This is a genomic window from Nocardioides houyundeii, from assembly GCF_002865585.1.
GTDB classification, from domain to species: domain Bacteria; phylum Actinomycetota; class Actinomycetes; order Propionibacteriales; family Nocardioidaceae; genus Nocardioides; species Nocardioides houyundeii.
In genome coordinates, this window is sequence record NZ_CP025581.1 from 561,967 (window position 1) to 588,537 (window position 26,571).

Annotated in this window: 27 protein-coding genes; 14 read left to right on the top strand and 13 right to left on the bottom strand. The window is 70.6% G+C overall.

The genetic code is table 11. The features are described from left to right. Nucleotides 1-65: 65 nt before the first annotated feature. From C0R66_RS02750 to pstB, 5 genes are all read left to right on the top strand, one after another. Nucleotides 66-983 carry an NUDIX hydrolase gene (locus C0R66_RS02750; RefSeq protein ID WP_241901545.1) on the top strand — a complete coding sequence of 306 codons (918 nt, stop codon included), beginning with the start codon at nucleotides 66-68 and terminating at the stop codon, nucleotides 981-983. A 123-nt stretch (nucleotides 984-1,106) separates the two neighbouring features. Then, on the top strand, nucleotides 1,107-2,051 hold the full coding sequence (locus C0R66_RS02755; RefSeq protein WP_101523409.1) for a PstS family phosphate ABC transporter substrate-binding protein: 945 nt from the start codon (nucleotides 1,107-1,109) through the stop codon (nucleotides 2,049-2,051). Beyond that, the gene (gene pstC / locus C0R66_RS02760) at nucleotides 2,051-2,983 is read left to right on the top strand and encodes a phosphate ABC transporter permease subunit PstC (RefSeq protein ID WP_101523410.1); all 933 of its coding nucleotides are present in this window, start codon (nucleotides 2,051-2,053) and stop codon (nucleotides 2,981-2,983) included. The genes C0R66_RS02755 and pstC overlap by 1 nt, the downstream gene beginning before the upstream one ends. Next, nucleotides 2,983-3,927, top strand: coding sequence for a phosphate ABC transporter permease PstA (gene pstA / locus C0R66_RS02765; RefSeq protein ID WP_101523411.1), 945 nt, complete (start codon nucleotides 2,983-2,985; stop codon nucleotides 3,925-3,927). The genes pstC and pstA overlap by 1 nt, the downstream gene beginning before the upstream one ends. A 143-nt stretch (nucleotides 3,928-4,070) precedes the next feature. After that, nucleotides 4,071-4,841 carry a phosphate ABC transporter ATP-binding protein PstB gene (gene pstB / locus C0R66_RS02770; protein WP_241901696.1) on the top strand — a complete coding sequence of 257 codons (771 nt, stop codon included), beginning with the start codon at nucleotides 4,071-4,073 and terminating at the stop codon, nucleotides 4,839-4,841. Nucleotides 4,842-4,850: 9 nt separating this feature from the next. Here the strand turns inward: pstB and C0R66_RS02775 are convergent, their stop codons facing one another. From C0R66_RS02775 to C0R66_RS02820, 10 genes are all read right to left on the bottom strand, one after another. Continuing rightward, nucleotides 4,851-5,618 carry a CDP-alcohol phosphatidyltransferase family protein gene (locus C0R66_RS02775; protein ID WP_101523413.1) on the bottom strand — a complete coding sequence of 256 codons (768 nt, stop codon included), beginning with the start codon at nucleotides 5,616-5,618 and terminating at the stop codon, nucleotides 4,851-4,853. Nucleotides 5,619-5,643: 25 nt separating this feature from the next. Next, a complete protein-coding gene (locus C0R66_RS02780; RefSeq protein WP_101523414.1) occupies nucleotides 5,644-6,639 on the bottom strand; it encodes an inorganic phosphate transporter in 996 nt (331 codons plus the stop codon). A 4-nt stretch (nucleotides 6,640-6,643) separates the two neighbouring features. Continuing rightward, complete coding sequence (locus tag C0R66_RS02785) at nucleotides 6,644-7,261, bottom strand: DUF47 domain-containing protein (protein WP_101523415.1); 618 nt, start codon at nucleotides 7,259-7,261, stop codon at nucleotides 6,644-6,646. 68 nt (nucleotides 7,262-7,329) lie between these two features. Then, on the bottom strand, nucleotides 7,330-9,510 hold the full coding sequence (locus C0R66_RS02790; RefSeq protein ID WP_101523416.1) for an RNA degradosome polyphosphate kinase: 2,181 nt from the start codon (nucleotides 9,508-9,510) through the stop codon (nucleotides 7,330-7,332). Nucleotides 9,511-9,549: 39 nt separating this feature from the next. Further along, nucleotides 9,550-9,942 (bottom strand): hypothetical protein, encoded by a 393-nt coding sequence (locus tag C0R66_RS02795; protein WP_101523417.1) that lies wholly within the window; start codon nucleotides 9,940-9,942, stop codon nucleotides 9,550-9,552. Beyond that, complete coding sequence (locus C0R66_RS02800; protein ID WP_101523418.1) at nucleotides 9,939-11,339, bottom strand: hypothetical protein; 1,401 nt, start codon at nucleotides 11,337-11,339, stop codon at nucleotides 9,939-9,941. The genes C0R66_RS02795 and C0R66_RS02800 overlap by 4 nt, the downstream gene beginning before the upstream one ends. Nucleotides 11,340-11,430: 91 nt before the next feature. Continuing rightward, entirely contained in the window at nucleotides 11,431-11,991 is a 561-nt protein-coding gene (locus tag C0R66_RS02805; RefSeq protein WP_101523419.1) for a hypothetical protein, read from the bottom strand. Between the two features lie 34 nt (nucleotides 11,992-12,025). Next, nucleotides 12,026-12,451 (bottom strand): D-aminoacyl-tRNA deacylase, encoded by a 426-nt coding sequence (gene dtd, locus C0R66_RS02810; RefSeq protein WP_101523420.1) that lies wholly within the window; start codon nucleotides 12,449-12,451, stop codon nucleotides 12,026-12,028. 24 nt (nucleotides 12,452-12,475) lie between these two features. Then, nucleotides 12,476-13,687, bottom strand: a complete 1,212-nt coding sequence (locus C0R66_RS02815; protein WP_199286780.1) for an MFS transporter — start codon at nucleotides 13,685-13,687, stop codon at nucleotides 12,476-12,478. A gap of 1 nt (nucleotide 13,688) precedes the next feature. Beyond that, nucleotides 13,689-14,387: a GntR family transcriptional regulator gene (locus C0R66_RS02820; protein ID WP_101523421.1), complete on the bottom strand. Its 699-nt coding sequence runs from the start codon at nucleotides 14,385-14,387 to the stop codon at nucleotides 13,689-13,691. A 237-nt stretch (nucleotides 14,388-14,624) separates the two neighbouring features. Here C0R66_RS02820 and C0R66_RS19265 point away from each other — a divergent pair, with 237 nt between their 5' ends. The 9 genes from C0R66_RS19265 (at nucleotide 14,625) to C0R66_RS02860 (ending at nucleotide 24,801) form a co-directional block, all read left to right on the top strand. After that, on the top strand, nucleotides 14,625-15,242 hold the full coding sequence (locus tag C0R66_RS19265) for an MmgE/PrpD family protein (protein ID WP_101523422.1): 618 nt from the start codon (nucleotides 14,625-14,627) through the stop codon (nucleotides 15,240-15,242). Between the two features lie 128 nt (nucleotides 15,243-15,370). After that, nucleotides 15,371-15,964 carry an MmgE/PrpD family protein gene (locus tag C0R66_RS19270; RefSeq protein WP_241901698.1) on the top strand — a complete coding sequence of 198 codons (594 nt, stop codon included), beginning with the start codon at nucleotides 15,371-15,373 and terminating at the stop codon, nucleotides 15,962-15,964. A 59-nt stretch (nucleotides 15,965-16,023) separates the two neighbouring features. Then, complete coding sequence (locus C0R66_RS02835) at nucleotides 16,024-17,172, top strand: acyl-CoA dehydrogenase family protein (RefSeq protein WP_101523423.1); 1,149 nt, start codon at nucleotides 16,024-16,026, stop codon at nucleotides 17,170-17,172. Then, entirely contained in the window at nucleotides 17,159-18,571 is a 1,413-nt protein-coding gene (locus C0R66_RS02840; protein WP_277869154.1) for an MmgE/PrpD family protein, read from the top strand. Before C0R66_RS02835 ends, C0R66_RS02840 begins: the two co-directional genes overlap by 14 nt. Beyond that, nucleotides 18,568-20,709, top strand: coding sequence for an acetate--CoA ligase family protein (locus C0R66_RS02845; RefSeq protein WP_101523424.1), 2,142 nt, complete (start codon nucleotides 18,568-18,570; stop codon nucleotides 20,707-20,709). Before C0R66_RS02840 ends, C0R66_RS02845 begins: the two co-directional genes overlap by 4 nt. A gap of 5 nt (nucleotides 20,710-20,714) precedes the next feature. Continuing rightward, the gene (locus C0R66_RS02850) at nucleotides 20,715-21,839 is read left to right on the top strand and encodes an ABC transporter ATP-binding protein (RefSeq protein ID WP_101526000.1); all 1,125 of its coding nucleotides are present in this window, start codon (nucleotides 20,715-20,717) and stop codon (nucleotides 21,837-21,839) included. 1 nt (nucleotide 21,840) lies between these two features. Further along, the gene (locus C0R66_RS02855; protein WP_199286782.1) at nucleotides 21,841-23,316 is read left to right on the top strand and encodes an ABC transporter permease; all 1,476 of its coding nucleotides are present in this window, start codon (nucleotides 21,841-21,843) and stop codon (nucleotides 23,314-23,316) included. Beyond that, nucleotides 23,316-23,594, top strand: a complete 279-nt coding sequence (locus C0R66_RS18890) for a hypothetical protein (RefSeq protein WP_199286783.1) — start codon at nucleotides 23,316-23,318, stop codon at nucleotides 23,592-23,594. The genes C0R66_RS02855 and C0R66_RS18890 overlap by 1 nt, the downstream gene beginning before the upstream one ends. A 64-nt stretch (nucleotides 23,595-23,658) precedes the next feature. Next, nucleotides 23,659-24,801, top strand: coding sequence for an extracellular solute-binding protein (locus C0R66_RS02860; RefSeq protein WP_101523425.1), 1,143 nt, complete (start codon nucleotides 23,659-23,661; stop codon nucleotides 24,799-24,801). Nucleotides 24,802-24,896: 95 nt separating this feature from the next. On the opposite strand, the gene C0R66_RS02865 is transcribed toward C0R66_RS02860, so the two are convergent. Genes C0R66_RS02865 through C0R66_RS19275 form a run of 3 tightly spaced genes read right to left on the bottom strand, consistent with a single transcriptional unit; the run spans nucleotide 24,897 to nucleotide 26,568 of the window. Next, a complete protein-coding gene (locus C0R66_RS02865) occupies nucleotides 24,897-25,361 on the bottom strand; it encodes a MaoC family dehydratase (RefSeq protein WP_101523426.1) in 465 nt (154 codons plus the stop codon). Beyond that, nucleotides 25,358-26,422, bottom strand: coding sequence for an acetyl-CoA C-acetyltransferase (locus C0R66_RS02870; RefSeq protein WP_241901546.1), 1,065 nt, complete (start codon nucleotides 26,420-26,422; stop codon nucleotides 25,358-25,360). The genes C0R66_RS02865 and C0R66_RS02870 overlap by 4 nt, the downstream gene beginning before the upstream one ends. Then, complete coding sequence (locus C0R66_RS19275) at nucleotides 26,419-26,568, bottom strand: hypothetical protein (RefSeq protein ID WP_241901547.1); 150 nt, start codon at nucleotides 26,566-26,568, stop codon at nucleotides 26,419-26,421. Before C0R66_RS19275 ends, C0R66_RS02870 begins: the two co-directional genes overlap by 4 nt. Between the last annotated feature and the right edge of the window lie 3 nt (nucleotides 26,569-26,571).

Consider the following 26,571-nt stretch of genomic DNA (forward strand, 5'->3'; position numbering starts at 1 on the left):
CGCCTGGCCTGCACCGCCTGGGACTGGTGGGCCTGCGCCGCCGCGACCTGACCTGAGGCCCTGGCGTGAGGCCCTGTCGCGGTCGAGCCGGGGGGTGTGAGGATGGTCGACATGCCGAGCTCACAGGTGGTGGCCGCGGGAGGCGTCGTGCTCCGCAAGGCCCGTCGCGGCGGTGGCCACGAGGTCCTGCTGGTGCACCGCCCCGCTACGACGACTGGTCCCTGCCCAAGGGCAAGCTCGACCCGGGGGAGCACGTCACCGCCTGCGCGATCCGTGAGGTGGCCGAGGAGACCGGGCTGCGGATCCGGCTGGGGCCTCCGCTGCCCGACCAGCACTACCGGGTCGCGGCGGGCGCCAAGACGGTGCACTGGTGGGTGGCCCGGGTGGTGGGCGACGACGACGTCAGCTCCTACGTCCCCAACGCCGAGATCGATGCGGTCCGGTGGCTGGCCTGGGGCAAGGCGGCCAAGCGCCTGACCCACGAGCACGACCGGGCCACCCTGGCCGCTGCCCGGCCGCTGCGCCGGCGTACCCGGGCGCTGGTGGTGCTGCGCCACGCCGCGGCCCGTCCCCGACGCGGCTGGGAGGGCGACGACCGGCGGCGGCCGCTGAGCCCCGAGGGCGAGGCCCAGGCCCGGCGACTGGTTCCGGTGCTCGCGGCGTACGACGTCTCGCTGCTGGTCTCCTCCAGCTCCACGCGCTGCGTCCAGACGGTGGCGCCGTACGCCCGCGCCACCTGGTCGCAGGTGACCGAGCGCGACGGACTGAGCGAGGAGGACGCCAGCGCCGAGGGGATGGCCGCGATCGCCGCCGGGCTGCTGCACGCCCAGGAGTCCGCGGTGCTGTGCACCCACCGGCCGGTGCTGCCCCGGGTGCAGGCCGCCCTCGGGCTGCCCGAGCACAAGCTGGAGCCCGCCGGGATGGTCGTGCTGCACCACCGTCGGGGCCGGGTGCTCGCCGTCGAGGAGCACCGCGCCCCCTGAGCCGCGACAACTCCTCCGGCCGAGTTCATCTTGCGTTCACCCGGGCTCGGGCAGCCGGTCACCTCGACTCCGCACAGTGGGGGAGTCAGAGAAGATCCAACCTGAGAATCCAGGAGACCAGAAGTGATCAGCACTTCTTTCCGCCGGGCCGTGGTGCCCGGTATCGCCGTCCTCGCGCTTGCGCTGGCCGCATGTGGTGGGGACGCCGGCGCTGACGGTGCATCCGGCACTGTCGCGGTCGACGGCTCGTCGACCGTCTACCCGATGAGCAACGCGGCCTACGAGCTGCTCACCGAGGAGAACCCCGACGTGAAGGTCACCGTCGGTGCCTCGGGGACCGGCGGCGGCTTCGAGAAGTTCTGCGCCGGGCAGACCGACATCTCCGACGCCTCCCGCCCGATCAAGGACGAGGAGGAGGTGCCGGTGTGCGAGGAGAACGGGGTCGAGTTCACCGAGCTGCAGGTCGCCACCGACGCCCTGACCATCGTGGTGCACCCCGACCTCGCGGTCGACTGCCTCACCACTGAGCAGCTCGTCGAGCTGTGGGCCCCGGGCTCCAAGATCACCAACTGGAAGCAGCTCGACCCGAGCTTCCCGGACCAGAAGATCTCGCTCTTCGGTCCCGGCACCGACTCCGGCACCTACGACTACCTGGCCGCCGACGTCATCGGGGACGAGTCCGAGGCCACCCGCGAGGACTACGAGGCGTCCGAGGACGACAACGTGCTGGTCCAGGGCGTCGCCGGCACCGAGGGTGCCACCGGCTACTTCGGCTACACCTACTACGAGGAGAACGCCGACACCCTCAAGGCGCTGGCCATCGACGACGGCAACGGCTGCGTCGCCCCGTCGGCCGAGACCGCCCAGGCCGGTGAGTACACCCCGCTGTCGCGTCCGCTGTTCGTCTACGTGAACAACAAGAACTACGCCGACAACGAGGCGGTCGCGGCCTACCTCGACTTCTACGTCGAGAACCTGGAGTCGATCGCCTCCGCGGCCAAGTTCATCCCGCTGAGCGAGGACCTCTACACCCAGACCCAGTCGGCCCTCGAGGGCATCTCCGGCTGATGAGCACCAGCAGCACGACGACGGGCCCGTCCGCACCGGCGGGCCCGTCGGCCGCGCCGCCGAGCCTCGCGGCTCGGCCACGACCGGGTGAGGCCGTCATCAAGGTGTTCCTGGCCGGCTCGGCTCTGGCCTCGGTGGCGATCACCTTCGGCATCATCGGAGCACTGCTGGAGCCGGTCACCCACTTCTTCGGCCAGGTCAGCGTGGGCGAGTTCTTCGGCACCCACGGCAAGTACGCCGTCCTGCCGCTGGTCGGGGGCACGCTGATGACCACGCTGATCGCCCTGCTGGTCGCCGTACCGGTGGGGCTCGGCGCGGCGATGTACCTCTCCGAGTACGCCTCGCGGCGCAGCCGCAAGGTCCTCAAGCCGGTGCTGGAGCTGCTGGCCGGGGTGCCCTCGGTGGTCTACGGCTTCTTCGCCCTGTTCTTCGTCACCCCCACGCTGCTCCAGGGTTTCCTGGGGATCAACGTGGGCTTCACCAACGCCCTGGCGGCCGGCCTGGTGCTCGGCATCATGATCGTGCCGACCGTGGCCTCACTGTCCGAGGACGCCCTCTCCGCGGTGCCGCAGGCGATGCGGCAGGGCTCGCTGGCGCTCGGCGCCAACCGGATGCAGACCACGCTGCGGGTGGTGCTGCCCGCCGCTCTCTCGGGGGTGGCGGCGGCGGTCGTGCTCGGCCTGTCCCGGGCGGTGGGGGAGACGATGATCGTCGCCCTGGCCGCCGGCGCCCGCAAGAACCTCTCCTTCGACCCGCGTGACCCCATGCAGACCATGACCGGCTTCATGGCCCAGACCGCCCAGGGCGAGAACCCGGTCGGCTCGGTGGACTACAACATGCTCTTCGCCGTCGGCCTGCTGCTCTTCGTGATCACCCTGGTCATCAACATCATCAGCATCACGCTGGTGCGACGCTTCAGGCAGGCCTACTGATGAGCTCCCTGATCGACCAGCCCGCGGACCGGTCCGCCGACCGTCCCGCAGCCCGGGCCGCCCGCGAGACGGTGCAGCTGACCGCCGGGCGCTCCCGCGACCGCACCCCCACCGCGCTGCTGTTCCTGACCGGCCTGTGGGCCTCGCTGGCCATCGCGGTGGTGGTGCTGGTGGCGTTGATCCTGGACACCGCGATCACCGGCGCCCCGCGCTTCGACGCCGACCTGCTCACCCGCTACGACTCGACGCTGACGCCCGAGCGCACCGGCTTCCGGGCCGGCATCCTGGGCACGGTCTGGCTGATGATCAGCACCGCGCTGCTCGCAGTGCCGCTGGGCATCGCCGCGGCCGTCTACCTCGAGGAGTTCGCCGACTCCGAGCGCTGGTACAACCGGCTCGTCGAGGTCAACCTGCAGAACCTCGCGGCGGTCCCCTCGATCGTCTACGGGCTGCTCGCCGTCGGGGTCATGTCGATCCTGGGCTTCGAGCGCAAGGGGATCGTGCTCGGGGGTGCGATCGCGCTGGCGCTGCTCATCCTGCCGGTCATCATCATCACCACCCGCGAGGCGGTCCGGGCAGTGCCGGAGGAGATCCGGTTCGGCTCGCTGGCGCTCGGCGCGACGGTGTGGCAGACCACCTGGCGCCAGGTCCTGCCCTCGGCCATTCCCGGCATCGCCACCGGGACCATCCTGGGCCTGTCCCGGGCCATCGGCGAGGCAGCGCCGCTGCTGATGCTCGGCATCCCGCTGGCGGTGCGGTTCGACCCCGACGGCGTCCTCAGCGAGATGACGGCGCTGCCGATGCAGATCTTCTTCATGACCTCGCAGTCCCAGGTCACCTACCAGCACGCCGCGGCCGCCGCGATCGTGGTGCTGCTGGTGCTGGTGCTGGCACTCAACGGCCTGGCCATCTTCATCCGCAACAAGTTCCAGAAATCCTGGTGATCCACATGCGCAAGCCCGGCACCATCACGATCAACCCAGACCACGACCCGTACGAGCCACACGTCCAGGAGGACCCCGTGAGCGTGTTCGCCCAAGCACATGACTCCGCCGTCCGCGAGCTCCCGGTGCTGCCCGAGGCGGTGATGGAGCTCGAGGCGCTCAACGTCTTCTACGGCGACTTCCACGCGGTGCACGACGTCTCCCTGGGCTTCGGGCGCAACGAGATCACCGCGCTGATCGGTCCCTCCGGCTGCGGCAAGTCGACCGTGCTGCGGTCGCTGAACCGGATGAACGACCTGGTGGCCAGCGCGCGGGTGGCCGGACGGGTCACGTACCACGGGCAGGACATCTATGCCCGGGGCGTGGACCCCATCGCGGTGCGGACCCACATCGGGATGGTCTTCCAGAAGCCCAACCCGTTCCCCAAGTCGATCTACGACAACGTCGCCTACGGCCCCCGGGTGACCGGGATGAAGGTCTCCGACATGGACCAGCTGGTGGAGGAGTCGCTGCGCGGCGCGGCGCTGTGGGACGAGGTGAAGGACAAGCTCAAGCAGTCGGCCTACAGCCTCTCCGGCGGCCAGCAGCAGCGGCTGTGCATCGCCCGGACCATCGCCACCCGGCCGGACATCATCCTGATGGACGAGCCGTGCTCGGCGCTGGACCCGATCGCCACCGCCCGGGTGGAGGACCTGATGCTCCAGCTGCGTCAGGAGTTCACCATCATCATCGTCACCCACAACATGCAGCAGGCCGCGCGGGTCTCCGACCGCACCGCCTTCTTCACCGCCCAGGCCGACGAGACCACCGGGGACCGGACCGGCCTGCTGGTGGAGTTCGACACCACCAGCGCGATCTTCTCCAACCCTGCGGACCGGCGTACCGAGGACTACATCTCCGGCCGCTTCGGCTGAGCGGGCCGCTCAGGCGGGCTGGTGCTCGCGGGCGGCGGCGCGGTGCGCCGCGGCACTGCGTCGGGCGCTGCGGGCGGTGAGCCACAGGCTCACCGCCACGTAGTAGACGACGTAGACCAGCGAGAGCCCCACGAGCAGCGGAGCCGGCTCGGGCAGCTCGGCGGTGATCAGCCCGAACAGCACCAGCCACAGCGTCGCCAGGGTCATGTTGACCGCCCAGAGCGCCGGCGTACGGGACGGGTAGACGTACTTGACGGGGACGAAGACGAGCACGGTCAGCACCAGCAGCAGCACCGCCGTCGTGGTCTCGGCCAGCTCCAGCACCACGACGTAGAAGGCCACGATGTTCCAGTAGCTGGGGAAGCCCAGGAAGAAGTGGTCGTCGGTCTTGGCGTCGGTGCGACAGAACTGGTAGCACGAGGCCAGCAGCGGCACCGTGACGCAGAGCCCGCCGAACCAGCCCTCCGGCAGGTAGCCGTTGGCCCACAGCAGCACCATGGGCGCGAAGACGTAGGTGATGTAGTCGACGATGTTGTCCAGCAGGGCGCCGTCGAACCCAGGCAGCACCTCCTTGACCCGCAGCCGCCGGGCGAGCATCCCGTCGGTGCCGTCGATGACCATCGCGGCCAGGAACAGCCAGAGCACCGCCTCGACCCGGCCCTGGTAGGAGAAGTGCACCATCAGCAGGGCCAGCACGGAGCCGACCGCGGTGTAGGCGTGCACCGCGGTGGCAGCGAGGCGCTGGACCGGCGTGGACGTGCCGGCCGTCGAGGTCATGGGAGAACAGTAAGGGGCGCGGGGGTCAGGGGAGGAACAGGTGGGCGACCCAGTAGCAGAGCGCCGCCACCAGACCAGCGGCCGGGAAGGTGAGCACCCAGGCGGCGAGGATCGACTTGGCCACGCCCCAGCGCACCGCCGAGAGCCGCTTGGTGGCGCCCACGCCCATCACGGCCGAGGTGATGGTGTGGGTGGTGGAGATCGGGGCCTGCCACACGTAGGCGGTGGTGTAGAGCACCGTGGCGGCGACCGACTCCGCCGCGAACCCGCGGGGCGGGTCGAGGTGGATGATCCGGCGTCCCAGGGTGCGCATGATGCGCCACCCGCCGGACCAGGTGCCGAGCGAGATCGCGGAGGCGGCGGCGAAGATCACCCACAGCGGGAGGCTGTCGCCGTCGGAGACGTAGCCGCCGGCGAGCAGGGCCAGGAAGATGACGCCCATCGTCTTCTGGGCGTCCTGCAGCCCGTGGCCCAGGGCCATGGCGGCGGCCGAGACGGTCTGGGCGATCTTGAAGCCGCGGTTGGCCTTGGAGGGGTTGGCCCTCCGTGCCGCCCACATGATGCCGAGCATCACGATGAAGCCGAGGGTGAAGGCGACCAGCGGCGAGAGGATCATCGGGATGACCACCTTCTCGATCACGGTGGACCACCGCACGAAGGTGCCCGCGGCCAGGGCGGCGCCGACCAGCCCGCCGATCAGGGCGTGCGAGGACGAGGAGGGCAGCCCGAAGTACCAGGTGACCAGGTTCCACGCGATGGCGCCGAGCAGGCCCGCCATCACGATGGTCAGGGCATGGCTGCCCTCACCCGGGTCGATGACGTCGGAGACGGTGTGGGCGACCTTCTGGCCCAGGAAGGCACCGACGAAGTTCATCACCGCCGCCATCATCAGCGCGACCCTCGGGGTCAGCGCGCGCGTCGAGACCGAGGTCGCGATCGCGTTGGCGGCGTCGTGGAAGCCGTTGGTGTAGTCGAAGACGAGGGCGACAACGACGACCGCGATGATGATCGCGAGTTCCATCCGGTCAGGACTCCTTGACGGCGATCTGCTCCACGGTGTTGGCCACCTTCTCGAAGGCGTCGATGGCGCCCTCGAGGGACTCGACGATGTCCTTCAGCTTGAGCACCTCGATGGCCTCGTACTTGCCGCTGAACAGGCTGGCCAGGATCCGGCGGTAGCTCTTGTCGCCGGTGTTCTCCAGCCGATTGATCTCGATCCAGTAGTCCTCGAGGTCAGCCATCGACTTGAGCCGGGGCATCGCCTCGGCGGTCAGCTCGGAGCAGCGCTGGAGCACCTCGACCTGGTTGGACAGCTCGGAGGGCAGCGACTCGACCTGGTAGAGCAGGATCAGGTCGACGGCCTCCTCCATCATGTCCATGATGTCGTCCAGGCCCGAGGCGAGGGAGTAGATGTCCTCGCGGTCGAACGGCGTCACGAAGGTGGAGTTGACCCGCTTGATGATCGCGTGGGTCGTCTCGTCGGCGGCATGCTCGGCCTCACGCATGCGGCGGGCGACGTCCTCGCGGTCGGCGTCGTCGGAGAGCATCTCGGCCAGCAGGTCGGCACCGGAGACGAGGTGCGCACCGAACTCGCTGAAAAGATCGTAGAAGGAAGACTCGACGGGGCGGAAACGGAAACCCACGGACAACTCCTGGAGAGCAGGGTCGGAACGCCGGACATGCTACGGGCTACGAAGCCGACAAACGCAAGTCAGGTTGCCTGTCGGCGGCGACGGTGGCGCTCGATCAGCACCGACTGGAGATGTTCGTCACCGTCCTGGTGGGTCCAGGAACCGTCCGCGCCCAGGATCCAGGCGCTGGTGTCCGAGGCGAAGGCGAGATCCAGCAGGGCACCCACGTGCTCGACGATGCCGGGGCCCGGCAGCCGCACCAGCACCTCCACCCGGCGGTCCAGGTTGCGGTGCATGATGTCGGCCGACCCGATCCAGGCGGTCGGCTCCCCGCCGGCCTCGAACCAGAAGATCCGGCTGTGCTCGAGGAAGCGGCCCAGCACCGAGCGCACCTCCACGGTCTCCGAGAGCCCGGGCACGCCGGGTCGCAGCGCGCAGATGCCGCGCACCAGCAGCTGGATCGGGACCCCGGCCTGCGAGGCCAGGTAGAGGGCGTCGATGACGGCCTCGTCGACGACCGAGTTGGCCTTGATCCGGATGCGCGCCGGGCGACCCTGCTGGTGGTGGGCGATCTCGGCGTGGATCTGGCCCACCAGTCCGCTGCGTACCGTCTCCGGGGCCACCAGCAGCTTCTCGTAGGCGGCGTTGCGGGAGATCCCGGAGAGGTTGTTGAACAGGTGGGCGACGTCCTCGCCGATCACGTCGTCGCTGGTCAGCAGACCGATGTCCTCATAGGTCCGGGCGGTCTTGGGGTTGTAGTTGCCGGTGCCGATGTGGGTGTAGCGACGGATCCCGTCGGGGTCCTCGCGGACCACCATGGAGAGCTTGCAGTGCGTCTTGAGACCGACCAGCCCGTAGACGACGTGGCAGCCGGCCTGCTCCAGCTTGCGGGCCCAGCGGATGTTGGCCCGTTCGTCGAAGCGCGCCTTGATCTCCACGATCACCAGGACCTGCTTGCCGGCCTCGGCGGCGTCGATGAGGGCCTCGATGATCGGGGAGTCGCCGGAGGTCCGGTAGAGCGTCTGCTTGATGGCCAGCACGTGCGGGTCCGCGGCGGCCTGCTCGAGGAAGCGCTGCACCGAGGTGGCGAACGAGTCGTAGGGGTGGTGCAGCAGCACGTCGTGCCGGCGTACGGCGTCGAAGATGTCGACCGGGGAGGCGGACTCCACCTCGGCGAGCAGCGGGTGGGTGGTCGGCAGGAAGGCGGGGTACTGCAGGTCCTCGCGCGGCAGGTCGGCGATGCCGTGCAGCCCGCGCAGGTCCAGCGGCCCGGGCAGCCGGTAGACCTCGGCCGTGGAGATGCCCAGCTCGGAGACCAGCAGCGTCAGCATCCGCTCGTCCATGGAGTCCTCGACCTCCAGGCGCACCGGCGGGCCGAACTTGCGGCGCAGCAGCTCCCGCTCCAGCGCCTTGAGCAGGTTCTCGGCGTCATCCTCCTCGACCTCGAGGTCCTCGTTGCGGGTGACCCGGAAGGTGTGGGACTGGACGATCTCCATGCCCGGGAAGAGCCGCTTGAGGTGCTCGCCGATGAGGTCCTCCAGCGGCACGAACCGCTGGTTGCCCAGCGGCACGAACCGGGTGAAGATCGGCGGCACCTTGACCCGGGCGAAGTGCTCGGTGCCGGTCTTGGGGTGCCGGACGATGACGGCCAGGTTGAGGGAGAGCCCGGAGATGTAGGGGAAGGGGTGGGCCGGGTCCACCGCCAGCGGGGTGAGCACGGGGAAGACGCGCTCCTTGAAGATCCGCTTGCAGTACTTCTGCTCCTCCCGGTCCAGCTCGTCCCAGCGCAGCAGCTCGACGCCCTCCTCCCGCAGCGCGGGGATGAGGTCGTCGCGGAAGACGCGGGCCTGGCGGTCCATCAGCTCGCCGGCGCCCGACCAGATCCGCTCCAGCTCCTCGCGGGGCAGCAACCCGGACGCGGCGCGTACGGCGACCCCGGCGGCGATGCGGCGCTTGAGCCCGGCCACCCGGACCATGAAGAACTCGTCGAGGTTGCTGGTGAAGATCGCCAGGAACCGGGCCCGCTCCAGCAGCGGCAGGCTGGTGTCCTCGGCGAGCTCGAGCACCCGCTGGTTGAAGTGCAGCCAGGACAGCTCGCGGTCCAGGAACCGGTTGCCGTACTGCTTCACCGCGGCGATCTGCGCCAGGTCCGGGACGTACGGCGGCTCCACGTCGAAGGTGTCGCTGGGGTGCGCGAACGGGTCGGTGCCGGGTTCCTCGCCCGAGTCACTGCTGGCGTGCAGGGGCAGCGTGGAGGCCATGCGTTCAGTGTGTCACTGGTGGGTGAACCCGCGGTGTACTCAAGGTTGCGGGTCCGGTGCGGGTGCGGCCGCCACGGCGGCGTTGAGCGCCGACTGGGCACCGATGACGGCGGCGAAGAGCCGGGGGCCGTCGGCGTGGTCCTGCGGCGCCGCCCAGAACTCGGCCCAGGTGGCGTGCCCAGCGGCCACCCGGTCGTGCAGGGACCGGAAGGCCAGCGGCGCGTCGTCCGCGCCGGTGATCTCCTCCAGCAGTCGCACCACGTCGGCGTCGGGACCGTCCTCCTCCTCGGCCTGGCGGGCGGAGAGCTCCTCGACCCGCTCCAGGGCGGCCAGCAGGTCCACGTGGGACTGGTCGCGCTGCAGGGCGGCCAGGTCGTCGCGGACGTCCGGCCGCTCGGGCGGGGGAGCGGAGGCGTCGTAGTAGCCGGTCATGCGCTCACCACCCCCTGGCTGAACTCCGACGGCTCCCCGACCGGCCCGGGGGCCATCAGCCGGTCGCCCGAGTCGTCGTCACCGGAGTCACCGGAGTCGCCGTCGTCAGGGACCTCGGGGTAGTCCTCGCCGAGGTCCTCGAGTTCGTCGTCGAGTCCGCCGGTGGCGACGGGGTCGCCCTCGAAGTTGTAGGTGATCTCGCCCAGCTTGGTCTCGAAGGTGGGCAGGTCGACGGGGCCGAGGTCGCCCAGACCGCCACCCACGGTGGCCATCGGCAGCTGGGTGACGGCGTCGACGATGCCCTTGAAGGCGTCCAGCGCCGCGGCCTGCGCCGCGGCCCAGGCCTTGATCGAGTCGACCAGGTCGAAGCAGGCGTCGATGATCTCGATACAGGCCCGGACGTCGTCGACGATGTCGGTGATGGCGGCGATGCCGCGGGTCACGAGGTCCTTGGCCAGCATCATCCAGCCGAAGAACCCGAGCACCCGGCTGGCCAGCTTCTTAGCCACCCGCAGCAGCGTCTTGCCCATCACGACCAGGGCCTTCTCGACGGCCACGGCGATCTTCTCCGACATCGAGGCGATGCCGTCGAAGACCACGGAGCCGGCCTGCACGCAGGTGCCCACGGACTTCATCACCACGTTGTAGAGGTTGAGGTGGGCGAAGAGAGCGAGCTGGACGTCGCCGCGCATGGCTGCGACGAGCTTGCCGGACAGCGCGCTGAAGTTGCCGCCCCAGGTCCACATCGCGTCCTCGACGAAGCCGCACGCCTCGGCGTTGCCCTGGATCTTGCGGTAGTTGCCGGAGAGCGGGAAGACGATGTGCTCCTGCAGGCTCTTCTCGCTCAGCCGCGGCAGGTCGACGCCGGGAACTCCGAGGGAGTTGATCCGGTCGATCGCGGAGTTGATGGTGTCGCGGCACCCGTCGTAGCCCGAGGAGACGGCGTTCCAGTCCTTGTCGTGCTTCTGCCGGTCCTCACCCGCGGAGGGCTCCTTGAGGTCGTCGGCGGGATCCTGGAGGGGAAAGGACTCGTAGTCCACCGAGAGCGGCGGGAAGACCTGGGCAGGGGCGGGCATGTCGCCGAGGTAGTGCTGGAAGTCGAAGTTGATGGCGCCGTCGGTGGAGTCGACGTCCTTCGCGGTCACCGCGATGGCGGCGACCATGCCGTCCCAGCGCTCCTGGAACAGCTTGCGCATGTCGACGAAGTAGCCGTCCAGGGTGTCCAGCTGGTCCGCGATGGGACTCAGGGCACAGGCGGAGTAGTCGAACCCGGCCTTGCTGCAGACCTGACGGCTGAAGTAGTTGCTGATCGTCACGGACTGGGCGTCGACCTTCTGCATCGACTGGAACAGCCGATCCAGGTTGCCCCACTCGATGACGAGCTCTGCGTTCCCCATGTGATCCCCCCGGTTCGTGGCGCCAGACCGTGGCAGCCACCGCTCACCTTCCCCTCAATTTGGGGACGTCAAACACCGGAGGGCGGAGAGGTCACCGCAGCTGGGCCGCAGCCACCCCCTTGGCCACCCGGAGCAGGGTGTCGAGGTCCGCGGGCTCGGCGATGCCGACGTCGTAGGTACGGGCGACCACCTCGAAGGGGCGGCCGTCGATCAGCGCGACCACGCTGGCCTGGGGATACTGGACCGCGGTGCCGCTCAGCAGCCAGCCGGGGGTGCCGCCGCCGAGCTCGATCCGGGAGCGCTCCAGCCCCGGCAGGTCGGCGCGCTCGCCGAGCTCGGTGAAGGTGCTGTCGTAGGTGGGGTACTCCCACTCCACCTGCATGCCGGCTTCGTCCTGGAGGTTGACGCACCGGGTGGCGTCGGTGTCCGAGCTCTCGGTGAGCTCCTGGGGCAGGCCCGACCACTCGGCGAGCTGGTCGGTGCTGACGCCGAGGCACGTCGGGCTGGCAGTCGGGGTGGCAGTCGGGCTGGCAGTCGGGCTGGGTGTGCTCGAGGGGTTCGCCTCGGTCGTGACGTCGGGGTCGTCGTCGTTGCTGCACCCGACGCAGGCCAGCAGGAGGACGAGGCTGAGGGCGGCTCCGAGTCGGGTCATGGCGGCAAGGGTAGTGCTGCCCGACGTCGGGCTCTCAGCGCTCCAGGATCAAGGTGAACGGTCCGTCGTTGACAGAGGTGACCTGCATGTCGGCGCCGAAGACGCCCTTCTCCACCCGTGCCCCCAGGGTGCGCAGCTCCTCGCAGACCGCGTCGTAGACGGGCTCGCTGACCGGTCCGGGGGCGGCGGCGGCCCAGGTGGGTCGGCGCCCCTTGACCGCGTCGCCGTACAGGGTGAACTGGCTGACCACCAGGATCGGGGCGCCGACCTCGCTGGCCGAGCGCTCCTCCGGCAGCATCCGCAGGTCCCAGATCTTGCGCGCCATCCAGGAGGTCTCCCCTTGCCCGTCGTGGTGGGTGACGCCGAGGTAGACCAGCAGTCCGGGACCGGGGAGCGTGGCCACGTTCCTCCCCTCCACGTCGACCGAGGCGGACAGGACGCGCATGACGACGGCTCGCATCAGGCGAGTACAGCACCCGTCCGGTCAGGCGTCGGCGTCGGCCCGGCCGTCGGGGAGGCCGCGGGTGGCGCTGAACGTGACAGCTCCCGAGGAGAGGAGAAGCAGCCCGCTGGCGTGGAAGATGGCGCCTACCCCGACGAGGCCGGACAGCGCGCCGGCCAGGACCGGGACAGTGACCTGACCGAGCCGGTTGCCGGCCAGCCGTACCGATAGTGCGGCCGCGCGGTTGCGGGAGTCGGCCACCAGGGTGACCCACGACATCGTCAGAGGCTGGCCGATGCCCCAGAAGAACCCCATCAGCAGCATCGCGATCGTCAGCGGCACCACGGCGGAGGTGAGCGGGACCAGCGCCATCGGGATCCCCGAGGCGAGGGTGGCCGAGACCAGCAGCCATCGACGCGGGACGCGGCGCAGCAGCACGGGCATGCAGGCCCGGGAGAGGACGGAGGTGATCGTGCGGGCGGTGAGCAGCGCGGTCACGGTGCCGACGCTGAGTCCCAGCTCCTGTCCCAGCACCGGCATGTAGGCCATCAGCAGGTCCATGCCGGTCAGCACGGTGAGGCTGGAGTAGATGGCTGGCTTCATGCCCTTGGTGGAGAGGATGCCCAGCGTGGACTGCTGTCCGTGAGCCGCGTCGACGCGGCTGACCACTTTGGTGTCACCGGGAGCGAAGACGAAGGCCAGGGGCACCGCGGCGAGCGCGATCACCGCCATCACCAGCAGCGCCGGACCGGTGCTCACGGCATCGGACCCGGTGTGGGTCAAGGTGGCGACGCCACCGGCGATCGGGAACCCGAGCATCTGGCCGACCGAGACGCCGAGGGTGAGCTGGCCGAACCGGCCGTCGACCTGGTCGGGTGCCGACCACAGGGCGATCACGCTCTGGCAGGCCACGGTGTGCAGCATCTGGGCGAGACCGAGCAGGGCGCTCGCGACGCCGAGCATCACCAGGTTCGAGCTGGTGGCCGCGATCAGCACCGCCACCACGGTCAGGACCAGGCCCAGCCGGAGCGTCAGCATCCCGAGTCCGCGGTCGACCGCGCGGCCGATGCGCAGCGCCACCAGCAGCGGCAGGATGGCGAAGGCTGCGGTGATGATGCCCACCGAGAGGCCGTCGCCGCCCAGGGCCAGGGCGCGGTAGGAGATCAGGGTCCGGACGCCGCTGAGCACGGAGTGGGACAGGACAGAGGCGAGTACGACGGCCAGGAACCAGGAGGGCCGTCTCAGGAGGGGCAAGTCAGGAGGTGGCCTCGGGGGCGAGTGGCTCGCTGCCCTTGGCACGGAGGTCGGCGTTGGTCTGGCGCAGCTGCCAGGCGTGTAGCACGTGGGTCCGCATCGCGACGCGGGCCGCAGCGCCGTCACGACGCTCCAGAGCGTCGATGATCCCGACGTGGTCGTGGTCGAGCGCCTGGCTGAAGGCGCTCACGCCCCAGAGGGTGACCGAGGGCGTGAACCGCTCCCACAGGTGGCGGACCGAGTCCTCGACGACGGAGGAGGTGCCGGCGTAGATGGAGAAGTGGAACTCGCGGTTGAGCAGCGAGAGCCGGGCCGGGTCCTCGCCGGCCTCGGTGGCGCGGACCAGGATCTCGTTGGCCTCCTGCACGCGAGCCAAGGCCTCGTCGGTCATCCGCTCGGTGGCGATCTCGCAGGCCAGCCCCTCGAGCTCGGCGCGCATCCGGTAGAGGTCGTGCGCCATCGCCGGGGTGAAGTCGCGGACCGTCGCCCCGCGGTGGCTGGTGTAGTCGACCTTGCCGTCCGCGGCCAGGATGCGCAGTGCCTCGCGGACCGGGGTCGGGCTCACGCCGTAGCGCTTGGCGATGGCGGTCTGCCGGAGCTGGTCGCCCGGGTTGATCACGCCGTCCTCCAGGTCGGCCTTGAGCCGCTCGAGCACATAGGCGGTGCGGCTCTGCGGCAGTGCCGCATCGTTCTCGTTCATTCCGCACGTCCTCCCTCGTGTGGGACCCACCGACGACGTGGCCCTCACCACCCCATCGGCGACGGGTGGGGGGACCTTAGCATCGACGCGGTTTTCAATGTACAACAGAAAAGATTCTATAGAATCTATTGACTCGAGGGCCCTCTGAGTGATTCCGTGTGCTCCCGCTCACGTGGTGCAGGTCACCCGAGCCCGCACGCCACAGCCACAGGGAGGCCCCGCACAGTGATTGCCCGCATGGAGACCCAGCCCGCGCCGAACCGGCGCTGGGCGTCGGTGCACGACCGCGACCGCGAGCAGCTGCGGCAGCTCCTGGTCGACGCGCTCGCCCTGGCCGCGGCCGGGACCGCGTCGCAGGACGCGGACCGGGTGCTCTCCGGCCTGGCGTCCCTGGGCGGGGGAGAGGTCCGCGTGCCGTGGACCGACCTGGCGCTGGGCGCCCCGCAGGCGGTCGCGGCCACGTCGACGCTGATCCACGCCTGGGACTTCGACGACACCCACGACGAGGCCGTGGTGCACACCGCGAGCGTCGTGGTGCCGGTCGCGCTGGCCGCCGCCGCCACCGGTCGGGCGACCGGCATGGCGGTCGCCGACGGCATCACCACCGGAGTCCACGTGCTCTCCCGCCTGGCCCGCCTGACCGGCCCCCGGCACGGCGTGATCCGCACCGCCGGACTCGGCTCGCTGGCCGCCGCCGCGACCGCCGCGACCGTCTGGGGCCTCCCGGACCACCAGGTCGAGCACGCGATGGCGCTGGCCCTGGGTGCAGCGCTGGCCCCGGAACCCGCCAGGCCGTCGTCGACGGCTCGGTCGCCAAGCGGATCCAGCCCGGGCTCGCCGCGCAGTTCGGCCTGAGCGCCGCGGCGCTGGCCGCCCAGGGCGTCGAGGGCCCCTCGGGCTGGCTCTCGGGGGAGTTCGGCATCGCGCCCGGGTCCGGCGCCGGCTGGGACGACCTCTTCTCCGGCGACTACGAGGGTCGCTACATCGCCCTCAAGCCCTACCCCGCGTGCCGCTACACCCACGCCGCGGTCGCCGCGGGCGAGCAGCTCCAGGCCGACCACCCGGACTGGGGCCAGGTCGAGCGCGTCGTCGCGCACCTGCCCTCCGGCCCGGCGTACGCCCTGGTCTCCCGCCCCTACGCGGACCGCGGAGCACCGTTGGTCGACGCCCAGTTCTCCCTGCCGTGGCAGCTCGCCGCACTGTGGGTCACCGGCCGCTACGACCTGACCACCCTGCACGGCGGGGACCTCGGTCGTGAGGACATCGCCCTGGCGGCCGCGCGGATCGAGGTCGTCCAAGACCTCCCCGAGAGCGCGGTGATGTCAGGCGCCCGCGTCGAGGTGCTTCTGGCCGACGGCACGACTGCCTCCGCGGAGGCGGCGATGCCCGGCGGCGCCGGCCAGGGCACCACCCGTGCGGATCTCGCCCGCAAGGTCACCTCCTGCCTCCAGGTCGGAGCGGTGGCGGACCCCGCCGCCGCGAGTGCCCGGCTGTGGGAGCTGGCCGACGCGCTGCCCGACCTGGACGCGGCCGCTCTCCAGGCGGCGCTCCAGCGCTGCACCCCCGGCTCCGCCTGAGCCGCCACCCCGAACCCACCAGCATCACCCGCAACGAGACGAACAGGAATCAAACCCAGATGGACTTCAGCCTCACCCCCGAACAGACCGCCCTCGTGGAGTCGGTGACCAAGCTCGCGGAGCGCGAGTTCGGCCCGCGTGCGTTCACGCGCACCGAGTTCGCCTGGGACAGCCTCAAGGTGCTGGCCGACAACGACCTGACCGGTCTCACCCTGCCCGTCGAGCTCGGCGGCCAGGGCGCCTCCCTGCTCGACGCCGTCCTGGTGATGATGGCGATCACCAAGGTGTGCCCGCACAGCGCCGACGCGCTGCAGGCCTCCAACTTCGGCGCCATCCGCCAGGTCGCCAACTTCGGCTCCGACTTCGTCAAGGCTGAGGTGCTGCCGAAGTTCCTCTCCGGCGAGGCCCTGGTCACCGCCGGCATGAGCGAGCCCGAGGCCGGCAGCGCGCTGACCGACCTGCGCACCTCCGCACGCATCGAGGGCGACCACGTCATCCTCAACGGCCAGAAGATCTGGAACTCCCACGGTCCCGACGCCACCCACTCGGTGGTCTGGTGCCGCTTCGGCCCCAAGGCCAGCGACATCGGCGCCGTGCTGGTGCCCTTCGACTCCCCGGGCTTCACCCGCGGCAAGCGCGAGCTGCACATGTCGGGCGAGTCCCACTGCCAGCTCTTCTTCGACGAGTGCAAGGTGCCGGTCGAGTACGTGCTGGCCGACAGCGGCGCCCTGAAGAAGATGCTCTCGGTCTTCGGCGTCGAGCGGATGGGCAACGCCTCGCGTGCCCTGGCGCTGGCCGAGAAGGCGTTCGACATGGCCGTCGAGCACGCCTCGACCCGCACCCAGTTCGGCAAGAACCTCTGCGAGTTCCAGGGCCTGCAGTGGAAGTTCGCCGACATGAAGGTCGAGCTGGACGCGGCCAAGATGCTGCTGCTGCGCGCGGTGGCCAACGCCGACGCCGGCACCCCGGACTCCACCGAGGCCGCCATCGCCAAGCTGCACGCCAACCGCACCGCCTTCTCGGTGGCCAACGACGCCATGCAGGTCTTCGGTGCCAGCGGCTACTCCCAGGAGTTCCCGCTGGAGTACATCGTGCGCCGTACCCGCGGCTGGATGATCGCCGGAGGCTCGGTGGAGATCCTGAAGAACACCATCGCCCAGGACATCTTCGGTCGTCGCTTCGACCAGCGGGCCGGTGCTGCCCGATGAGCGCCGCCACCCCGCAGGTCAGCCCCACCGGTGCCGCCCTCGACGGGGCCACCGACGCCGTGGTCGCCTTCGTCCTGGACAGCTACACCGCGCCCCTGCCCCCGAGGTCGAGCACCACGTGCGCCGGCTGCTGGTCGACTACATGGCAGCCGTCGTCCCGGGGTCGACCACCGACGTGGCCCGTGCCGTGGCCAGCCACGTCGCGGTCACCTACGGCGGCGACCAGGCCACCGCGATCGGGCTCGGCCGGGTCTCCGCGCCGGGCGCTGCGTTCCTCAACGGGACCAGCTGCCACAGCCTCGAGGTCGACGACGGCTACACGCCGGGATCGGTGCACCCCAGCAGCGTCTGCTTCCCGGCCGTGCTGGCCGCAGCGGAGGCCCTGGGCAGCGACACCGCCACCACCATGCGCGGCCTCGCGGTCGCCCTGGAGCTGACCTCCCGGCTCGCCGCGGCGGGTCACCCCACCACCTGGCGCAACCACTTCCACAACACGCCGCTGGCCGGTGTGGTCGCGGCCGCCTGCGGCGTCGCGGTGCTCCGCGGCCTCAGCGGGGACCAGCTGCACGACGCGCTGGGCATCGCGGCCTCGCACGCCGGTGGGCTCTTCGCGTTCCTCGGCAAGTCCGCCGAGGTCAAGCGGGTGCACCCGGGCAAGGCCGCCCGCGACGCGATCGTCAGCGTCGAGCTGGCCGCGGCCGGGGTCACCGGGCCGCGCTCGATCATCGAGGCGCCGCACGGCTACGTCGAGGCCTTCGCCGCCGACGGGTTCAAGGTCGACGTGCTGCTCGGCGGGCTCGGCAAGAAGTGGGTGGTGCTGGACTCCTACGTCAAGCCCTACCCGTCGTGCCGCCACCTGCACGGCCCGATCGACGCCGTGCTGGCGCTGCGTGCCGAGCACGGTGTCGCCCTGGCCGACGTCGCGGAGGTCACGGTGCGGACCTACACCGTGGCCTCGCACCACGCCGCCACCGACGTGGACTCGCTGCTCGACGCCCAGATGAGCATCCCGTTCGCGGTCGCCACCACCCTGGCCCACGACGAGGTCGGACTCACCGAGTTCGGCCAGGAGGCCCGGCGCGACCGCGCCCTGCTCGACCTCGTCGGCCGGGTGCGCGTGCTGGCCGACGAGCAGTCCGACTCCGAGTACCCGCGCCTGCGGCCGGCCACCGTGGAGCTCACGCTCCACGACGGCCGGACCCTGAGCAACCGGGTCGAGCTGCCCTACGGCGAGCCCGGCAACCCGGTCTCGGACGAGGAGATGACCGCCAAGTTCATCCGCCTCGCCGGTCCCGTGATCGGGGAGGCTGCGGCCACCGAGCTGGTGGCCGAGCTGTGGGCCTTCGAGTCCCTCGGCGTGATCGCCCGTACCGACGCAGCCCGGAGGAACCCCCGATGACCCAGCTGACAGAGCAGCCCGTCCGCACGCCCGAGTCCCGGGCCCGGCTCGGCCAAGCCCTGCTCAACCCCAGTTCCGTGGCGATCATCGGTGCCTCCGACGATGTCCGCAAGACCACCGCACGACCCCTGCGGTTCCTGCGCCAGCAGGGCTTCACCGGCACCGTCTACCCGGTCAACCCGCGCCGGGAGACGGTGCTGGGGGAGCGCGCCTGGCCTGACATCGCCTCGCTGCCCGAGGTGCCCGACCACGTCTTCATCGTGGCCAACACGCCGCTGGTCACCGACGCCGTCCGCGAGTGCGGTCGTGCCGGGGTGCCCCTGGTGACCGTGCTCTCCGGTGGCTTCGGCGAGACCGGCGACGGTGCCGAGCGGCTCGCGGAACTGCTCGCGGTGGCCGCCGAGTACGGCGTCCGCATCGTCGGCCCCAACAGCATCGGCGTGGTCAACCCGCGCAACGGCCTGATGCTCACCGCCAACGCCGCCTTCGCCGAGGAGGGCATCCCGGTCGGGTCGTCCTTCGTGGCCTCCCAGTCCGGCAGCGTCATCGGTGCACTGATGACGCGTGCCAAGGCCCGTGGTCTCGGCTTCTCGGGCTTCGTCTCCACCGGCTCCGAGGTCGACCTGACCCTCGGTGAGATCTGCCAGTCCACCCTGGACGATCCCGAGGTCGGCTCCTACACCCTCTTCATGGAGTCGCTGGAGAACGCCGCGGAGCTCGGCGAGTTCGCCGTGCAGGCGGCCGCCCGGCAGAAGCCGGTCACCGTCTACAAGCTCGGTCGCAGCGATGCCGCCGCCGCCCTCACCGTCTCCCACACCGGCGCCCTGTCGGGTGAGGACGACGAGGCGGACGCGTTCTTCGCAGCCTGCGGCTTCGCCCGCGTCGACAACTTCGAGGCCCTGATCGAGGCCGAGGCGCTGCAGCGCCGCGTCGGCCCGCCGGTGGCCACCGGCGGCGACCGGGTCGCGGTCATCACCTCCACCGGTGGCGGCGCGGCGATCCTGGTCGACCAGCTGGAGACCCTCGGCGTCTCGGTCGCCCGGCCCAGCCGTGCGGTGTTCGCGCGGCTGGAGGCGCTCGGCCTGGACATCGAGGAGAACCTGATCATCGACCTCACCCTGGCCGGCACCAAGCACGAGCTGGTCAAGGGCGCCCTCGAGGTGCTGCGCAGCAGCGGTGAGTTCGACCTGGTGCTCTTCGTGATCGGCTCCTCGGCCCGGCTCAACCCCGAGCTTGCGGTCAGCGCCATCGCCGAGGCCGCCCACGGCCCGGTGCCGGTCGCGGCCTGGGCCCTGCCCGACGCGCTCGCCTCGGTCGAGCTGCTCCACCGGGCCGGGGTGCCCGCCTTCCGCACCGCGGAGGCCTGCGCTCAGGCGGTGGCAGCGACCGTGGGTCGTCGGCCGCTGGAGCCTGCGGTCTTCGCCGGTCGCTCGGCCATCACGGTGTCCGAGGAGACCAACACCCTGGACGAGCGCGGCTCGGCCGAGGTGCTGGCCGCCCTCGGCGTCCGGTTCCCGGTGACCACCACCTGCGGCACCGACGCGGTGCCCGCGGCCGCACCCCGGTTCCCCGCCGTGGTCAAGGCGCTCTCGGAGCAGCTGCCGCACAAGTCGGACGCCGGCGCGGTGGTCCTCGGCGTGGCCGACAACGCCGGGATCGGCGACGCGGTCTCCACCATCGTGGAGAACGTCGCGGCCTACGACAGCTCGGTGGAGCTGGACCGGTTCCTGGTCCAGGAGATGGTGCAGGACACCGTCCTGGAGGCCCTGGTCGGCTACCGGGTCAGTCCCACCGTCGGTCCGCTGGTGCTGCTGGCCGCCGGTGGCGTGCACACCGAGCTCTACCAGGACTCCGCTCTGCGGCTGGCGCCAGTCACCGCCGAGCAGGCCCATGAGATGGTCGCCGAGGTCAAGGCGATGCAGATCGCCCGCGGCTTCCGCGGTGGCCCCGAGGGAGACCTCGAGGCCCTGGTCGAGACCGTCGTCGCCGTCTCGCAGCTCGCTCTCGCGCGACCCGACGTGGTCGAGGCCGAGATCAACCCGGTAGCGGTCCAGCGTGTCGGCGAGGGCGTCATCGCCCTCGACGCCCTGGTACGCCTCGCCGCACCTTCCCCGACCCAACAATCCAGGAGCCAGTGATCACCATGGACGTGCGTATCGACGACCTGTCGCTCACCTTCGGCGACTTCACCGCCGTCAAGCACCTGAGCCTCGACATCGAGAATGGCGAGTCGCTCGTGCTCCTCGGTCAGTCGGGGTGCGGCAAGACCAGCACCATGCGCTGCGTGGCCGGGCTCGAGGACCCCAGCGGTGGCTCGATCACCATCGGCGGCACCACGGTCTTCGACGCGGACAAGCGGGTCAACGTGAACCCCAACAAGCGCAACGTCGGACTGGTCTTCCAGTCCTACGCGGTGTGGCCGCACATGACGGTCCTGGAGAACGTCTCCTTCCCGCTGAAGATGAAGAAGCGCTCCAAGAAGGACACCAAGGTCAAGGCCATGGAGACCCTCGAGCGAGTGGGGCTGGCCCACCTCGCGGACCGTGGAGCGAGCATGCTCTCCGGTGGTCAGATGCAGCGGGTCGCACTGGCTCGCAGCCTGGCCATGGAGCCCAACGTGATGCTGCTCGACGAGCCGCTGTCCAACCTGGACGCCCGGCTGCGCGAGGACCTCCGGGTCGAGCTGCGCCGGCTCCAGCTGGAGCTGGGCCTGACCTGCATCTACGTCACCCACGACCAGGGCGAGGCACTGGCGCTGGCCGACCGGATCGCCATCATGCAGGGCGGACGGATCTCCCAGCTGGCCAACCCCTGGGACACCTACCGGGCGCCGGCGTCGGCCTCGATCGCGGAGTTCCTCGGGGTGTCGAACATCTTCGGGGTCCGTCCTCCGGCGGAGCGCTCCTCGCGGCTGCGACTGCGGGAGCACGAGCTCGAGGTCGCCTTCGGCACCGATCTGCCCCAGGACACCAGCGACCTGTCGGTCTGCATCCGTCCCGAGCACGTGCGGATCGACTCGCTGAGCGACGCCGGTGCCGTGCCGACCGGCCCCAACTCGTGGCCCGGCAAGGTCGAGGTCAGTGTCTTCCAGGGCTCCTTCGCCCGTTGCTCGGTCCGGCTCGACGCCGGTCCGCTCATCGAGGTGCAGAGCCACGAGGAGTTCGCGGGCCTGCTGCACATGGGCGATCGGGTCCTGGTCGAGGTTGACCCCAAGCACGTCCGGGTCCTCCCCGGCGAGGTGCACCCGGAGTCGGGGGAGGAGTCCTGAGATGGCGACCCTGACCTCTCCGCCGCAGCCCCAGGTGCCGCTGGCCGACGCGCCGAAGCCGCCGCGTCGCTCCAACGTCAGCTGGCGCAAGCGGTGGCTCACCTCGGGTGTCCTGCTGGTCATCCTGGCGGTCCTGATCCTGGTGCCCGCCGCCCTGGTCCTGCTGGCCGCGTTCAGCGGCTCGGTGCCCCGGCCGGGCAACATCAGCTTCGACCTGACCCTGGACAACTTCAGCATCTTCAAGGCCGCCCAGGTCCAGGACGCGTTCCTGAACTCGATGGTGCTCGCGATCTGCGCCACCGTGCTGGCCTGCGGGATCGGCGCCTCGCTGGCGTTCCTGGCGGCCCGCTCGGACATCCCGGTGCCGAAGTTCATCTACATGATCGGCCTGATGCCGCTGTTCCTGCCCTCCTACGTCGGTGCGCTGGCCTGGTCGATCCTGGGCAGCCCCAACGCAGGACTGCTCAACATCGCCCAGCAGGACCTGGGCACCTCGGTGCCGCTGGACATCTACTCGATGCCGGGGATGATCTTCGTCTTCGCGATGTACTACTCGCCGTACACGTTCCTCCTGGTCCACGGCGCGATGTCGCTGATGAGCCCGGACCTGGAGGAGGCGGCCCGGGTGCACGGTGCGACCTCGCGCGGGATGCTGCGCCTGGTCTCGTTCCCGCTGGCGCTGCCGGCGCTGATCGGGTCGGCGATCCTGACCTTCACCCTGATCTTCGAGAACTTCCCCGTGGCCCAGGTGCTGGGCACGCCGGGGGGCATCGACACCCTGCCGACGGCCATCTTCCGGCTGCTCAACGCGACTCCCTCGCGCGGCAACGAGAGCGCCGCGATCGCGGTGGTCCTGGTGGTCATCGTGGTCTTCGTGACGTGGCTGCAGAACCGGGCGCTGCGCAAGCGGTCCTTCACCACGGTCACCGGCAAGGGCGTGCGACAGAAGAAGGTCACCCTGGGCCGGGCCCGGATCCCGGTCCTCCTGCTGGCGTTGGTCTTCTTCCTCCTCTCGATCGTGCTGCCGATCGCGGCGCTGGTCGTGACGGCGGGGCAGACCTCGCCGTACATGACCTCGCTGAGCCAGCTCACCTCCGCGGGCGGTCTGGACTTCAGCTCCTTCAGCGATGTGCTGGACTCCAGCAGCTTCCGCGAGGCCGCCTTCAACAGTGCGGTGGTCAGCGTCTTCGCCGCCGTGACGGGCACCGTCCTGGCCTTCGTGTGCGGGTACGTCGTGTACCGGTCCAAGGCCTCGGGCCGCGGCCTGGTGGAGACCGTGTCGATGGTCCCGCTGGCGATCCCGGCCGTGGTGCTGGGCATGGGTCTGCTGTGGACCTGGCTGGTGATGCCGATCCCGCTCTACGGCACCCTCGCCGTGCTGGTGGTGGCCTTCATCGCCGTCCAGTCGCCCCAGGGGTTCCGGGAGTCGCCTCCTCCATCCTGGCCACCGACCGGGACCTGGAGGACAGTGCGGTGATGCTCGGCGCCAGCCGGGCCACCGCGATCAGCCGGGTCACCGTTCCGCTGATGAAGGCGGGTCTGCTCTCCACGTTCCTGCTGCTGCTGATGCTCAGCATGCGCGAGCTGACGGTTCCGCTGTTCCTCTACACCAGCGACACCGAGATCCTCTCGATCGCGATCTACGACGCCTTCGAGAACGGCGGCGCGCTGCGCGAGGCCGCGGCCATGAGCGTCATCTACACCGCGTTCATGTTCGTCCTGTCCTACATCCCCCGCCGGCTCGCCCGGCAGTGACACGTGGTCCGTTCCGGACCCCGTCTCGCCTCCCCTCACCACCAGCACAACTAGGAGCCAACAGATGAAGCTCAACCGATGGGGCGCAGCGGCCGCGGCCGTCCTGCTCAGCACCTCGCTGGCCGCTTGCGGCGGCGACGGTGGCTCGGACGCCGAGAAGGGCGTCGCGCTGACCGAGAAGATGATGAAGATGCCCGAGATCGACGACTCCGACGGCCTGGTCATCCGCGGTGAGCAGATCGCCGACAAGTCGCTGCTGGAGCGGGCCCGCAAGGAGTCGCTGGACTGGTACACCGCGTCCGGCGCCGAGAGCGCGGAGCTGACCGCGGCGCGGTTCGAGGCGGAGACCGGGGTCAAGGTCAAGATGACCCGACTGCCCTCGGGCAAGCTCAACGAGCGGGTGCTCAGCGAGTCCGGCGCCGGGCGCCTGTCCGCCGGCGTGGTCACCATCACCGACCCGGTCCTGGCCGAGGGCTTCGCGGACGAGGGCGTCTTCGTGCCGTACCAGACTCCCACCTACGACGACCTGGTGGAGGAGGGCAACGTCGTCTGGAACGACGGCGAGTACTACACCGCCTACTACTCCGCCTACGCCTTCGCCTACAACGACCAGGCAGTCGAGGAGGCCGACGCCCCGACGAGCTGGAACGACCTGCTCGACCCGAAGTGGAAGGGCAAGGTCGGCATCGTCAACGCCGGTGCCGGCGGCACCGTCCAGGGCCTGGCCGACTTCCAGGAGCGCGTGATGGGCAAGGACTACTGGGCCGCCCTGGCCGCCCAGGAGCCCCGGATCTTCGACACCACCTCGGTGCAGCTCGAGGCCCTGGCCCGCGGCGAGATCAAGGTCATCACGGCCGGCTTCAACAGCACCTACGGTGCCGAGGAGGCCGGTGCGCCGATCGAGCTGGTGATCCCCGAGGAGGGAATCTCCGGCACGTTCAACATGCAGGGCCTGACCAACGCGGGCGAGGACAGCCCGGCCGCCCAGCTCTTCATGAACTGGACCATGTCGAAGTCCGCCCAGGAGTTCGCGGCGGCCCAAGGCTTCGTCGGGTCGCGTACCGACTTCGACCAGGTCCCCAGCGGGCACTACCAGCTGCCCAAGGCCGACGACGAGTCGTTCGTCCTCTACACCCCCGAGGACGCGCGTGAGCGCGGCGAGGACATCGTCGCCCGGTGGAACAAGGCGTTCAACTTCAGCGGCTGAGACCGCCGGCCACGTCCCGCCATACAGGCACAGAAGGGGCCGGCCCCCACCCGAGAGGGTGGGGGCCGGCCCCTTGTGGCATGCCGGCGAGCGGCTCAGTCGAGCAGCACCAGCGACATCTTTCGCGCGACACAGGCCGGCCGCTCGCTGCCCTCGAGGTCGACGGTGAAGTCGATCGGGACCAGCAGGGAGCCGTTCCGGGAGACCACCTCGGCGACCGTGCAGCGCAGCCGCACCCGGGAGCCGACCGGCACCGGGGCCGGGAAGCGGACCTTGTCCAGGCCGTAGTTGAGCCGGGCGGTGCCGAGGTCGAAGCGGTAGAGGTCCTCGGCCAGGGACGAGATCAGCGACAGCGTGAGGTAGCCGTGCGCGATGGTGCGGCCGTAGGGGCCGGTGGCTGCGCGCTCGGCGTCCACGTGGATCCACTGGTGGTCGCCGGTGGCTCGCGCGAAGGTGTCGATCCGCTCCTGGTCCACGCTCAGCCACGGCCCGGGGCCGAGCTCGACGCCGACCAGGGCCTCGAGCTCGGCGGGGGTGGAGACGACGGCGGGAAGGATCATGCCTCGACCCGCTCGACGATGGCGGCCAGGCCCTGACCGCCGCCGATGCACAGGGTGGCCAGGCCGTAGCGGCCGCCGGTGCGGCTCAGCTGGCGGGCCAGGGTGCCGACCAGGCGGGCCCCGGTGGCGCCGACCGGGTGACCCAGGGAGATGCCGGACCCGTGCACGTTGACCCGCTCCATGTCCGAGGTGGTCAGACCCCAGTGGCGGGTCACGGCGAGGGCCTGGGCGGCGAAGGCCTCGTTCAGCTCGATCAGGTCCATGTCGGCCAGCGTGAGGCCGGCCTTCTCCAGCGCCAGCGCGGTGGCCGGCACCGGGCCCATGCCCATCGTCCGCGGCGGCAGGCCCGCCACCGCCCAGGAGACGACGCGCACCAACGGCCGCAGCCCCAGCTCGGCGGCCTTCTCCGGGGAGGTGACCACGCACAGCGCGGCGGCGTCGTTCTGGCCGCTGGCGTTGCCGGCGGTCACGGTGGCGTCGTCGAGCTGGCGGCCCATGATCGGGCGCAGCGCCGAGAGCTTCTCCAGGGTGGCGTCGGCGCGGGGGTGCTCGTCGGTGTCCACCACGGTGTCCCCGCGGCGCGAGGGCACCGTGACCGGCACGATCTCCTCGGCGAAGGCGCCGGAGGCCTGGGCGGCGACCGCGCGGCGGTGCGACTCCAGCGCCAGCAGGTCCTGGTCCTCCCGGGAGATGCCGTGCTCGCGGCGCACGTTCTCCGCGGTCTCGATCATCCCTCCGGGGACCGGGTGATTGACCCCACCGGCGGTGGTGCGCGCCCGCGCGAGGGCGTCGTGCATCGTCATGCCCTGGCGAGCGGCGCCCCAGCGCGCGTCGGTGGTGTAGAACGGCACGTTGGTCATCGACTCCGCGCCTCCGGCGACCACCAGGGAGGCGGCTCCGGTCTGCACCATCATCGCGGCGTTGAGCACGGCCTGCAGACCCGAGCCGCAGCGTCGGTCGATCTGCTGGCCGGGCACCTCCACGGGGAGGCCGGCGTCGAGGGCGACCACGCGGCCGATGGCGGGCGCCTCGCTGTTGGGGTTGCAGTGCCCCAGGATCACGTCGTCGATGGACTCTGGGGCAGGCCGCGGGCGACCAGCTCACGCAGCACCGCGGCACCGAGATCGACGGCGGTCAGCGGCTTGAACACGCCGCCGTACCCCCCGATCGGGGTGCGCAGGGGTTCGCAGATGACGGCGTCGGTCATGAC